The sequence below is a fragment of the Nocardia brevicatena NBRC 12119 genome (assembly GCF_000308495.1).
Taxonomy (GTDB): Bacteria; Actinomycetota; Actinomycetes; order Mycobacteriales; family Mycobacteriaceae; genus Nocardia; species Nocardia brevicatena.
This window is the reverse complement of sequence record NZ_BAFU01000052.1, coordinates 44,106-56,058: the sequence shown is the minus strand read 5'-3', so window position 1 is coordinate 56,058 and position 11,953 is coordinate 44,106. Positions and strand designations below refer to the sequence as shown.

Here is an 11,953-nt window from a genome sequence, read left to right as displayed (position 1 = left end):
CCCAGCGGGGTCACCGTCCCTCGCGGATGGTCTGCTGGACCTGTTGCAGGATACGCTCGAGTTCGGGACCGGACCGGCGTACCTCGACCGAGGTTCCCTTCGACGCTTCGGCGACCGCCCGTTGGACCTGCGGATCGTGCCAGATCTCCACCAGTTTCAGGTACACCGGGTTGTTCTTGTCCTCGGTGCGTGCGACGAAGGCGTTGATATACGGTTCAGCGCCCGGACTCGACGGATCATCCTTGTACAGCACGGATTCGGGATCGATCCCGGAGCGTTCCAGGAAAGTGTTGTTGATGACCGCGCCGTCGACCGAATTCAACGACAGCGCCGTCTGCGCCGCATCGACCGTGACGACCTTCACCCTGGACACACCCTGGTCGATATCGGCGGGCGAGGGTGCCCGGGTATCGGACGACAATTTCACCAGCCCGGCCGACTGCAGCACGAACAGTGCTCGCGCCTGATTGCTGGGGTCGTTGGGGATCGCGATCTCACCGCCGGACGGGATATCGGTCACCGCGGTGTGCTTCTTCGAGTAGAGGCCGAGCGGCACGATCTGGGTGGCGCCGATAGGCGTCAGATCGGCATTGTCCGACACGTTGTACTGTCCCAGGAATTGCAGATGCTGGAACAGATTCACATCGACCTGCCGTTGCGACAGCGCGATATTCGGCTGGGAATAATCCGAGTAGTTCGTGACCCGCAGCGTGATGCCCTGCTCGGCGGCCTTGTCCTCGAAGACCTCCCAGGATCGGTCGCTCTCGGTCGTGCCGATACGAACCACCGTCTCCGAACCCGAGGTGTCGCCGCCACAGCCGGTCGGCCCCAGCGCCATGGCCGCCACCAGGACCGGGATGGCCACTACCCGATGAAAACCCACTCGTGCTCCCGATGCTCGTCGCGATATGACCCGTCCATCCAATCGGGGCCCGTCGGACCGGGCAATGATTCCGATTTCCGTGAACGAAATCCCCGCGCGGACCAGGGAGTCGATACGGTCTGGTCCGGGGTTTCGAATCACCCTCGTAATAACCATTCCCGCCGGCGGTCCGCACTGCTTCGATTCGCGCGGGTGACGGCCTCGCCGACACCAGGGTCCGCCGGGTTCGGCCAGGCACTTCTTCCCTGCACCGGAGACAAGTTAGGAGAATCGTATGCTTCCCGTTCTCGATCTGCGTGATGCCGATACCGACCCGGACCGGTTTCGGGCCCACCTGCTGGTGGCCACCCACGAGGTGGGGTTCTTCTACCTCACCGGCCATGGGATCGCGCCACATCGGTTCCACGAGATACTGGGTCTGGCCCGGCGGTTCTTCGCCCTGCCCGCCGCCGCCAAGAACGAGATCGCCCAGTTGAAGAGTCCGCAGTTCCGCGGATATTCGCGGCTGGGCGGCGAGCTCACCAACGGTCGGGTGGATTGGCGCGAACAGATCGATATCGGCCCGGACCGGAAAGCGATCCCCGACGCACAGGGATACCGGCGGTTGCAGGGGCCCAATCTGTGGCCCTCGGCGCTGCCGGAGTTGCGGCCGGCGTTCGAAGCATGGAGTGTGGACCTGTCGGTGGTCGGGCTGCGGTTGCTGCGGCACTGGGCGGTGGCACTGGGCGCGGCCGAGGACATATTCGACCCGGCCTTCGCCGACCGTCCCGCGACACTGATCAAGGTGGTGCGCTACCCGGGCAGCGCGGAGACCACACAGGGGGTGGGGGCGCACAAGGATTCGGGAGTGTTGACCCTGTTACTGGTGGAACCGGATTCGCACGGGTTGCAGGTGGAATTGTCGTCCGGCGAGTGGATCGACACGCCACCGCGACCGGGAGCGTTCATCGTCAATATCGGTGAACTGCTCGAAGTCGCCACCGGCGGTTATCTGCGGGCGACCAGACATCGTGTGCTCGCCCCCGCACCGGGCACCGACCGCGTCTCCATCCCGTACTTCCTCAACCCGGCACTCGATGCGCGGATCCCCATCATCGAACTGTCACCGGAGCGGGCGGCGCGGTCGCGGGGGGTGGAGGCCGACCCGGCGAATCCGATTTTCGACACCTACGGCGAGAACGCATGGAAATCACGAACCCGCGCCCACCCGGACGTCGCCGAACTGCATCACGGCATAGCGCCCACCGGCCCGGTGAGCAGCTACTGAGCCGAACGACGGGAATTACGTTTTCGCTGAGCGCAACTGTTCGACCCGAACGCGCCGCCGCCTACGGTGGCGAGTGGTCGACATCCGCCGATCGTCGGTACTCGAAGCGGTCGTGCGCCGCGGTTCGCTCACTGCGGCCGCTGCGGCACCGAGTTATCTCACCCGGTGACGCTTTCGCGGGGTCTGCCGCGCTCATATGGACGGCGGGAACGCAGATCACGGCGCGCCCGGCGCGCAGAACCGCCACGCCTCTACAGCAACGTCGAAACTCCTTTTATCCGAGGAGTTTCGACACCTGAAGATTTCGTCGGCCGTCAGAACCGGAGGACTCTCGATGACCGTGTCAAGCCGCCGTGGCCACCGGGATGTGGTTTTCCATGCTGAATTCGCGGCCGTCTCGCAGCAATGCCTACAACACGTCGACCAGGCGCCTCCGCCGCGCGGGCCTCGCTGACGGTGACCGCGGCCAAGGCGCTGGCCCAGGAGTTCGCGGTGGAGATCGCCTCCGGAGTGCTGGAGTTGGCCGGCGCATCGGCCACCGACCGCGCATACGCGCTGGACCGGCACTGGCGCAATGTGCGGGTGCATTCACTGCACGACCCGGCCCGATGGAAGTACGTCCGCCTCGGTAACCACACCCTCCATGGCACCAGGCCGCCGCGCCTGGGCGTGCTGCTGTGAGGAGTACACGCATGAGCAGGTTTTATCTGACCGGGAGTATCAATGTCGCCACGGTCGCGGACGCGTTCGACCTCGTCGGCACACGACTGCAGCCCGGGGTCACCCGGGTACCCGCCGGCGAACCCGGCGACCGCACCAATTGGGTGCTGACCCAGGTCGATCTGTTCCTGAACAACCCCGGCCTGGACGTCGGGGACGGTCTGACACGGATCCGGCCCGGGGCCGAGGCGATGTTCGACACGGTCGACTATCACACCGTGGCGTCGGAGCCGTACGCGGTTTTCGTCGACGCACGGCGCCGGGGAGTGCTGGCGTCGGATTCCCGGTTCCTGGTATCCATTCCGACGCCCTTCAACGCGGTCAACTCGTTCGTCGACTTCGACTCCCGGGTGGAGGTCGCGCTCGCCTACGAACGGACGCTCCGGCGCAGCGTCGCGACCCTGCAGGAGCTCATCCCGCCCCGGGATCTGGCCATCCAATGGGATCTGCCCACGGAGTTGGCGACGGTGGAAGGCCGGTTCCCCAATCCGTACCCGGACCCGGAGGCGATCTACGCCGCCACCGCGCGGCGGTCGACATGTCCTTCCTCGCGACGCGGCCGCCATCGTGGCCGTCGCCAACGGGCTGTCCCGGCACTCTCCTGAGCAACTCACCGCGGTGCTGAACATATGGGACGAGCTCACCGCAGAGCAAGGAGCCGACCGCGAGACGCGGACGCCGAGGCGGGACCGCACGGAATAACGTCACTGCTGGACACCGGGTTCGGTGCCGTGACCGGCGCTCACATACCCGTGGACGCCGGTTTCCGTGTGCTGTCCCTGCCCTGATCCCTCCGGTTCGACGGATTCAGCGGTCGATCAGGCGCGGCGGCGGGACCGCGCCGGCGAGTTCGGGCCCGACGGCAACCCGGCTGCCCGGGGTCCGGCCACGACCCCACCCGAGGTTCTCCCGGTAGCGACCGATGTGGTCGTACCGGATGGCCCCGGAGTCGGGCAGCGGCGTCGCCTCCGGCGCGACGTACAGCGCGTCCGTCGGGCAGTACGCCTCGCACATGAAGCACGTCTGGCAGTCGGACTGCCGCGCGATCACCGGAATCGCTTCCGCGACCCGGTCGAAGACGTTGGTGGGGCAGACATCCACGCATTTGTCGCAGGCGATGCAGTCCCCGGCACGGATCAGCTCGATCATCAGGCCACCGCCCGCACCGGATCCACTGCGGGCGCGGCCCAGACCGCGCCGACGCCACCGGAGCGGATGTGGTGGTGCTGCGCCGGGTCCAGGTCGGGGAAGTCGGCGCGCTTGCTCATTCCCCGGGTTTCCGTGCGCTGCAGCGTCGACCGGTACATCAGCCGACCGACCGCGGTGATCGCCGCCGCCTGCCGGGCGCGCACCCGATCGTCACCGCCCTCACCACCCAGGCTGTCGGCCGCCGTATCCCACAACGCGTCCAGCGCGGCCAGAGCGGGCCGGATCCGGTCGCCGTGGCGCAGGTAGTTCTTCTCGAACGGGATCAGTTCCCGCTGGGCGGCCGCGACCACCTCGGCGGCACCGATCGAGATGTACCCTTCCGGCCGCAGTCCGGTCCGTCCGGCGCCACGCAGCGCCGGGAGCGCGGGACGTCTCGACCGCCGGGCGAAACCGGCGGCGCCCGCCCCCGCCCAGCTGCCCGAGGACATCGCCCACGCCGAATTGTGGCTGCCACCGCCGGTGAACCCGCCGCAGATCCGCTCCCGGGTGGCGGCGTCTCCCGCCGCGTACAGGCCCGCGACGGTAGTGGAGCAGTCGTCGGCGACCACATCTATTCCGCCTGTGCCACGCACGGTGCCCTCGGCCAGCAGGTCGACCTCGAACCGGTCGGTGAACGGGTTGATTCCGCGCCGGTCGAACTGGAGGAAGAAGTTCGGCTGACCCAACCGCATCCGCGCCCGGGCGGTGGCGTCGGCCCGATCCAGTTGCGCGAACACCTTCTCCGACAGCAGGGTTCGGGCAATAACCGAACGCCCCTTGGTCGAACCCGCGCCCTCGAGCACCCGACCGTCCTCGTGGAAGAAGGTCGCGTAGCGGTAGTAGGCGGTTTTGGTGATGGTCGAACCCTTGGGCACGATCGCGTAGGCGTTGGAGAATTCCATCCCGGAGAAGGTCGCGCCCACCTCGGCGGCCATGAGCGCCCCGTCGCCGGTGTCAACATCGGTGCCCAGCGCGCGGGACAGGAAGGCGCAGCCGCCGGTGGCGAGAACCACCGCACCAGCGGCGATTCGGTAGTCACGGTCGAGTTGGCGCTGATAGCCCGCGGCGCCGTGCACGACCCCGTCGGCGTCGACCAACAGTTCGAGCGCGGGGGAATGATCGAGAATTCGCACCCCGAGACGTTTCACCCAGGCCCGCATCCGACGCATGTATTCCGGACCCTGCACGCCGGTGCGGATCTGCCGGCCGGTGTCGGCGTCCACGGGGAACGGGTACCGGCCTTCGACGGCGAGACGGTCCATATTCCGGTAGGTCCGGTCAAGAACCCGGTCCATCCAGTGGTGATCCGCCAGATACCCGCCGAGCGCCTCCCGGGACGCCTTCGCCTCGGCCCGGGCCTCCGCTTCGGGCTCGACGTACCAGACACCGGTGCCGGCGGGTGCGGTGGCGCCGCTGGTACCACAGTATCCCTTGTCGACCAGGATCACCTCGGCGCCTGCCTCACGGGCGTGGATGGCGGCCCAGCACGCCGCCGGTCCCCCACCGATCACCAGAACATCGGTGTCGGTCTGCCACGGTTCATTCATGGGTCCGCTCCTGTCATGCGTCGGAATGCCCGCCGACTGCTCGGCACTCGACGGCGGGGTGCGGGGAATCGAGAAACGAACTCCCGTCACGGGGTGATCGGCCGGATGGCAACGGTCGAATCGCAGGGCTGTCGAACGACCTTCCCACGATCCGCACCGCCTCGAACGGTAGGCCGCCGTCGTCCCGCGCAGGAGGTTTCCGTTCAGCGTGATCCTGAACCGCGTCCCTCGTGCGGCGGCATCGTTCAGGCGAACGCACCACGGTAGGCGGTCCACCGGTGAGTACGGCTCCGCTCGCCGCGAGCTGCGCGACCGGGGCGTCCAGGTCATCGACGACCACCGGTCCCACCGTCGAGCGGTACCCGTCGACGGCCTCCGCGGGCCCGGCGATCAGCAAGAAATCACCGACCGCCGCGAGTTCCGCCCGTTAGAAACCCAACCGAAGATCGGCCGGGGCGCCGACGAGTGTTGAACTCATTCCGAACAAAACGGACCGCGACCATTCAGCGGGGACAACAGTGGCAATTCTCTGGCGGCCGACCGATTCGGCCTCGATACCCTTCCGTCGCCGGAACCCACACGTCCTCCCCGACCGCTGATCGCAACGGTCTGGGAGGACATGGGCATTCGTTTCCGAAGATGATCGGCCCGCACCTACCATCGGGCGGCATCCGGGACGGTCTCGAGCGAAGCCGGGGACGACACCCCGGCCCGTTCACGCGGCGCGGACCTGCGGCAGGCCCCATTCCCGGGCGAGAAGACAGTGTGAGGTCAGCCGGTCCTCGTGCCGGTGGGTGACGCTGGTGACGACGAGCTCGTCGGCCCCGGTCAGTCGTTGCAGGGTGGTGAGGCGCTCAGCGACGTACTCCGGCGTGCCGACGAACTGGGTGGTGACGCGATCGTGGACGAGATTCCATTGCTGTTCGGTCAGCGGCGGCGCGGTGTCGGGATCGAGGTATTCCGCGGCGCCCGCACCGCTGCGGATGCTGTACACCCAATGCCCGTAGGTGGAGGCCAGATGCCGGGCGGTCTCGTCGTCCCCGGCGACCACGACATCCGCCGACACCACCAGATACGGCTCCCGATAGTGCGTGGACGGGCGAAACGACGCCCGGTAGGCGTCCACGGTTTCCAAGATCGTGCCAGGTGATACGTGGTAGTTGGCGGCGAACGGCAGACCGAGCCGACCCGCCAGCCGTGCGCTCTCCCCACCGCTGCTGCCGAACAGCCACAGCTGAACCTGCGCGCCCTCCCCCGGCACGGCGTGCAGGTCGATGCCGTCGAGGGTGGTGTACGTCCCGGCGAGCAGGGCGCGGACCTCCTCGACTTGCCGGGCGTACTCCGGCGGTTCGGCACCCGACGGGTGCAGCGCCTCCAGGGAGGCCGCCAATCGGCTGGTGTCGCGGATCCGCGCCGGGGAGAACGGAGGCGGGATAACCACACCGTCACGTATCACGGTCGGTTGGTCGGCCACGTCGCTCGGCGCCGCCGCGGCCGAGCGAACCCGGGAGATCCGGTCTGCCGAGCGGCCCAGCCCCAGGTCCAGCCGGCCCGGATAGAGGGCGTCGATCGTGCCGAACGCCTCCACCACCGACGCGGATGCGTGGTGGCCGACCTGCACGGCGGCCGATCCGACCCGGATCGTCTCGGTGGCGGCCGCGATCAGCGCGATCAGCTCGGTGGGCGCCGACGACGCCACCGCGACGAAATGATGTTCGGCCACCCAGTACCGCCGATAACCCCAGGCCTCGGCGCGGCGGGCCAGGTCGATGGTGTTCCGGATCGCCTGCCTCGCATCCGATCCCGCGCTGATCGGGGACAGGTCCAGAATCGACAACGGTACCGTCATGATGCCCGCGCCCTTTCGCCCGCGCGATGGGGGTGGCGCAGACCCAGGTGTTCGCGCAGGGTCGTGCCGGTGTATTCGGTGCGAAAGCTGCCACGTTCCTGGAGTTCCGGGACCACCGTGTCGACGAATTCGTCCAGTCCTGCGGGTGTCAGGTGCGGGACGAGGATGAACCCGTCGGCGGCGCAGGGTGCCGGTCAGCATCGGTACCCGGTTCAGGAACGAGGCGAGGGCCAGCGGTTGAAGCACGACACCGTCGGCAGCGCATTCCTGGTGCACCCGCGACAGCAGATCCCGCAGGGTGTCCACGGTGCCGATATGGCGCACGGTGTTCGGTCCCGGAGTGGCTGTCCAGTCCTCCAGGGTGGCAACCTCGTCCGCCGCCGCGGTCACGGACGCGGCGAGATGGACCTCGACATCGAGCAGTACGCGAATCTTTTGCGGATCGCGCCCCGCGGCGGTCGCCGCGATACGGAGCACGGATCGGGTCTCGGCGGCGGACGCGAGATCCCCGGATGCAATGCGAATCAGGTCGGCCCGCTGCACGGCGACCCGGGTGGCGTGTGCGCCGTCCGCCCGTACCGCGACCAACGGCTGCCCCTGGGGCGGCCGGGGTGTAATGGCAGGACCTTTGACCGAGAAGTTGTCTCCGACGAAATCGATATAATGCAGTTTGTCGCGGTCGATGAATCGGCCGGTAGGTATATCACGGATCTCCGCGTCGTCCTCCCAGCTGTCCCAGAGGCGGGTCACCACCTCGATCGCCTCGTCCGCCTCTCGCCACAGCGCGGATTCGATCTGTTTCGGCTTGCGGCCGAACAGTTTCGTCTGCTGTTCACCGGGCGATATGGTCACTTCCCAGCCCGCGCGGCCATGGGTGGCGTAGTCCAGACTCGCTATCGCCTTGGACACGTGGAATGGTTCGGTATGCGTGACCGGTGCCTGCGGAATCAGGCCGATGCGGTGGGTGGCCACGGCCACCCGGGCGGCGATCCCGGCCGCCTCGAGTCGGCCGCGAACGCCGCCGGACTGCAGCATGAATGAATCCGGTAGGAAGGCGAGATCGAGGCCCGCCCGGTCGACGGTGCTCACCGCGTCCACCCAGTATCGCCCGGTGAACAGATCCTCCGCCCGGGAGTCGGCACGGCGCCAGGAAGCAGGATGCGTGCCCGTACCGGCCAGTTCGACGGCGAGCAGCGATGGATACGCGTGCGTCATCACGCGGTCCTTTCTCTCGATCGGCGCCGGCGGGCGGCCCCGGTATGACCGGCGACAACGACCCGAAGCAGTACCTTCGACGAGGCGGGCCCGATATCCGTGCGCACGCCGATCCCACTCACAGTGACCATCCGGACAGGTATGCCTGTGGTAGTTGTTCGGCCAGTCGAGTCGTGAAATTCCACCCATGGCCGACGAAGTCCCCTATCCGGTGCACGGCCGCCACCAACGGGTCGCGATCCGGTCGGAACCCGGCCTCTCCTCGCCCCCGCGCCGAGATACGCCGGGAAACATCGGGATCGTAGGGTGTCACCGCAGTCCCTCCTGGGCCAGGGCCCGGCCGATGCGCCGGGTGTCGAGTACCGCCGACCCGGTCATCAGGCCGGGCAGTAGAAACGACCCTAGGGAACCACCGGGACGGCGTCGTCGATCTCGATCACGCTGAATCCAACTCTTCGCCGGCCTTGGGGCACCGCCTGATCAGCGATGGTTCACCGTTCCGGCACGCAGACTCGCGGCCCGTACCACCGGTCCCCACCGGTCGGCGTAGGCCGCGATGGCCCCATCTTCGGCGAAAGTCTTGTCCGACAGATACAACCCGGGCGCCGGGCAGGTGGCGCCGAGTTCCACCAGTACCGGTTTGAGCAGCAGATCCGGCGCCAGTGCGTGCGCCGGGCCCGCACCCAGCATCACGGGTACGGCGACGACGCCCTCCAGCCCGGTACCGCCATCGAACTGTTCCAGGAACAGCTTCAGCAGCCCGGTGTAGGTGGCCTTGAACGTGGGGCTGGCGAATACCGCGACCTCCGCGGACGCGACGGCGCGCACCTTCTCCTCCACGGAGGGATCTCCCCAGTTCAACAGGCCGGGCCCTAGTGCGACCAGATCGATCACCCCGGGTTCCACGTCCCGCCGCAAACTCCGCGCGACCAGGGTAGCCGCCGCCAGGGTCCGCGACGCGGGCTTCGGGTTACCCACCACAACCGTGACAGTCATCGTTCCTCTCTTCGATCGCATACTCGGTCGCAGGCCCCGCCGGCCGGCAATCGGATTCGCCGCCCGCGCCGCCCGGAGGGTGAACGTCCGACATCTCACCCGGTCGCCCCGGCCCTCGACGGAGTGCCGCGTGAGAGCTCGTCCGCGAGCATGGTCGATCCCGTGCCGCCCGTCCGATAGCGGGCGCCCCGATGTTCCTCGGGAAGTCGGTCGCCCGCGCCGAACAGCGAATTGCGCAGGGTGCCCGGCTCGTATTCGGTGCGGTACACCCCGCGTTCGGTCAGCACCGGGACCACATACCGGACGATGTCCTCGAATGTGCCCGGGGTGATCGCGTAGGCGAGATTGAACCCGTCCACATCGGTGTCGGCCACCCACTCCTGCAACCGGTCGGCGATGGTCTCGCCCGAGCCCACGAAAACCGGTCCGACGCCGCCGATCGCGGCGAAGCGGCCGATATCGCGCACGGTCCATTCCCGGCCCTCGTCGTCGGATTCCTGGAAGGCGGCGACGATCGATTGGATGGCATTGCTCGCCACCTCGCCGATCGGGTCGTCCAGGTCGTAGCGGGACAGATCGACACCCATCCAGCCGGACACGAACACCAGCCCACCCTCGACGCTGGCATAAGACAGGTACTCCTCGTGCTTGCGCCGCGCGGCTTCGTCGGTGGCGTCGGGAACGAGGGTCGCCAAGGCGTAAACCCGGGCGGCGTACCGGTCCCGGCCCGCGGCCTCCAGCGCGTCGCGCACATTCCGGACGGTCTGCCTCAGTACCCGTTTGGACGGGGCGGCCACGAAGATCGCCTCCGCATTCTCGGCGGCGAAGCGCACACCCCGCGGTGAGGCACCCGCCTGATAGATCACGGGGGTGCGCTGAGGTGACGGTTCGGACAGATGAATTCCGGGCACCGTGAAATGCTTTCCGTAGTGCCCGATATGGTGCACCTTCGCCGGATCGACGTACACGCCTGCGGAGGCGTCCCGCACCACCGCGTCGTCCTCCCAGGACCCCTCCCACAACTTGTACAGCACCTCGAGGTACTCGTCCGCCTGGTCGTAGCGATCGTCATGGTCGAGCTGATCGTCGGCACCGAAGTTGCGGGCGGCCGATGGGAGGTAACCGGTGACCACGTTCCAGCCCAGGCGTCCCCGGGTCAGATGGTCCAAGGTGGACAGTCGGCGCGCGAACGGATACGGGTGTTCGAACCCGGTGCCGGTGGTAATCCCGAATCCCAGATGTTCGGTCACCGCCGCCATCGCCGAGACCAGCAGCAGCGGATCGGCCACCGGAATCTGGGCGCCCTCGCGCAGCGCGGCGATATCGTTGCCGCCGTACACGTCGTAGGTGCCCAGCACGTCGGCGATGAAGATACCGTCGAAACGCCCGCGTTCCAGCAGCTGCGCCAGGTCGGTCCAGTAGCTCAGGTCCTTGTACCGATGAGACCGGTCGTCCGGATGTCGCCACAGTCCGGGCGACTGATGCGCTACGCAGTTCATATCGAAGGCGTTGAAACGAATGCGGCGGGTCACCGGGGATTCCCTTCCGGTGCTGTGAACATGGACATCATGGCTCCACCCTCACCGACACGGCCGCCCCGTTCACCGGTTGTGCGCACCGTGATCGAAACATATGACGAGGGCGGTTCCGGCTCCCCCGCACAGTGGACCGGACCTGCCCTCGGAAACGTCCGCCGCGGCAGCGGCAGTTGAGATGTCGCGGCGGACGCGCGCCGCAGGCCCACCCGAACAGCGCGCGAGGGTGGCCTGCGGCCACCGGCGGGGTATGCCGGTGCTTCGACCACCTACTTCGCCGGCGCCGGGATGGGTGGCGGCTGGGCGATGGTGGTGAAGTACTGCACCGTGGCGAGAACCGCCACCGGGGCGGTGACCAGCAGCTGACCTGCCAATGTGCCCAGCGCGCCGACCGCGACGATGCCGCCGAGGCAGCCGATGACCGCTGCCGGAACGAACAGGCCGAACAATCCGACGATGGTCGCCGAGGCGACGGTCGCACCGGCGATACCGCTGCATCCCTCATCTCTCATCTGCAGTACGAATGAAATATTCCGATTAATCCACCGGCTGAGGCCAGGCCAAGGATCACCGTGATTTGTAGAATCATGGTGATTCGAATCGATGACACGATGCCGTTTTCGGTGAAATATGAAGCCATCGCGGCCCGACCTTGCGAGACCTGGAGACCGAGAATTTCACCCACAGTGTAATCAACCGCGGACGCGGCCGTAATTCGTCCGAGATCCTTACTGCGAACCGAGTGAGAGCTGA

General features: G+C 67.4%; 8 protein-coding genes and 5 pseudogenes. 3 read left to right on the top strand and 10 right to left on the bottom strand.

The window, feature by feature from the left end; translation table 11 throughout:
• Positions 1–10 precede the first annotated feature (10 nt).
• Positions 11–838 carry a MetQ/NlpA family ABC transporter substrate-binding protein gene (locus ON20_RS11770; RefSeq protein WP_051162281.1) on the bottom strand — a complete coding sequence of 276 codons (828 nt, stop codon included), beginning with the start codon at positions 836–838 and terminating at the stop codon, positions 11–13.
• 319 nt (positions 839–1,157) lie between these two features.
• Here ON20_RS11770 and ON20_RS11765 point away from each other — a divergent pair, with 319 nt between their 5' ends.
• From ON20_RS11765 to ON20_RS11755, 3 genes and pseudogenes are all read left to right on the top strand, one after another.
• Complete coding sequence (locus ON20_RS11765) at positions 1,158–2,150, top strand: isopenicillin N synthase family dioxygenase (protein WP_040835243.1); 993 nt, start codon at positions 1,158–1,160, stop codon at positions 2,148–2,150.
• A 432-nt stretch (positions 2,151–2,582) separates the two neighbouring features.
• Positions 2,583–2,831 (top strand): annotated as a pseudogene (locus ON20_RS11760) (acyl-CoA dehydrogenase family protein); the annotation flags it as partial.
• A gap of 11 nt (positions 2,832–2,842) precedes the next feature.
• Positions 2,843–3,491, top strand: a pseudogene (locus ON20_RS11755) (hypothetical protein); the annotation flags it as partial.
• Positions 3,492–3,677: 186 nt separating this feature from the next.
• Here ON20_RS11755 and ON20_RS11750 read toward each other — a convergent pair.
• The 9 genes and pseudogenes from ON20_RS11750 to ON20_RS11710 form a co-directional block, all read right to left on the bottom strand.
• On the bottom strand, positions 3,678–4,019 hold the full coding sequence (locus tag ON20_RS11750) for a 4Fe-4S dicluster domain-containing protein (RefSeq protein ID WP_040835240.1): 342 nt from the start codon (positions 4,017–4,019) through the stop codon (positions 3,678–3,680).
• On the bottom strand, positions 4,019–5,605 hold the full coding sequence (locus ON20_RS11745) for an FAD-dependent oxidoreductase (protein WP_040835239.1): 1,587 nt from the start codon (positions 5,603–5,605) through the stop codon (positions 4,019–4,021). Before ON20_RS11745 ends, ON20_RS11750 begins: the two co-directional genes overlap by 1 nt.
• Positions 5,606–6,320: 715 nt before the next feature.
• Positions 6,321–7,454, bottom strand: a complete 1,134-nt coding sequence (locus tag ON20_RS11735) for an LLM class flavin-dependent oxidoreductase (RefSeq protein WP_040835332.1) — start codon at positions 7,452–7,454, stop codon at positions 6,321–6,323.
• Positions 7,451–7,636: pseudogene (locus tag ON20_RS36310) on the bottom strand (F420-dependent methylene-tetrahydromethanopterin reductase); the annotation flags it as partial. The gene ON20_RS11735 and the pseudogene ON20_RS36310, both read right to left, overlap by 4 nt.
• A gap of 172 nt (positions 7,637–7,808) precedes the next feature.
• A pseudogene (locus ON20_RS11730) lies at positions 7,809–8,669 on the bottom strand (LLM class flavin-dependent oxidoreductase); the annotation flags it as partial.
• A 118-nt stretch (positions 8,670–8,787) separates the two neighbouring features.
• Positions 8,788–8,982 carry a hypothetical protein gene (locus tag ON20_RS11725; protein ID WP_040835235.1) on the bottom strand — a complete coding sequence of 65 codons (195 nt, stop codon included), beginning with the start codon at positions 8,980–8,982 and terminating at the stop codon, positions 8,788–8,790.
• Positions 8,983–9,149: 167 nt separating this feature from the next.
• Positions 9,150–9,665, bottom strand: a complete 516-nt coding sequence (locus tag ON20_RS11720) for an NADPH-dependent FMN reductase (RefSeq protein ID WP_040835233.1) — start codon at positions 9,663–9,665, stop codon at positions 9,150–9,152.
• 95 nt (positions 9,666–9,760) lie between these two features.
• Positions 9,761–11,197: an LLM class flavin-dependent oxidoreductase gene (locus tag ON20_RS11715; RefSeq protein ID WP_040835232.1), complete on the bottom strand. Its 1,437-nt coding sequence runs from the start codon at positions 11,195–11,197 to the stop codon at positions 9,761–9,763.
• A 272-nt stretch (positions 11,198–11,469) separates the two neighbouring features.
• Positions 11,470–11,700: pseudogene (locus tag ON20_RS11710) on the bottom strand (hypothetical protein); the annotation flags it as partial.
• Between the last annotated feature and the right edge of the window lie 253 nt (positions 11,701–11,953).

What these genes read in the sequence shown, in the direction of transcription:
- ON20_RS11735 (WP_040835332.1), bottom strand. Translation starts at nt 7,454, where the DNA reads ATGACGGTACCGTTGTCGATTCTGGACCTGTCCCCGATCAGCGCGGGA.
- ON20_RS11745 (WP_040835239.1), bottom strand. Translation starts at nt 5,605, where the DNA reads ATGAATGAACCGTGGCAGACCGACACCGATGTTCTGGTGATCGGTGGG.
- ON20_RS11720 (WP_040835233.1), bottom strand. Translation starts at nt 9,665, where the DNA reads ATGACTGTCACGGTTGTGGTGGGTAACCCGAAGCCCGCGTCGCGGACC.
- ON20_RS11750 (WP_040835240.1), bottom strand. Translation starts at nt 4,019, where the DNA reads ATGATCGAGCTGATCCGTGCCGGGGACTGCATCGCCTGCGACAAATGC.
- ON20_RS11765 (WP_040835243.1), top strand. Translation starts at nt 1,158, where the DNA reads ATGCTTCCCGTTCTCGATCTGCGTGATGCCGATACCGACCCGGACCGG.
- ON20_RS11770 (WP_051162281.1), bottom strand. Translation starts at nt 838, where the DNA reads ATGGCGCTGGGGCCGACCGGCTGTGGCGGCGACACCTCGGGTTCGGAG.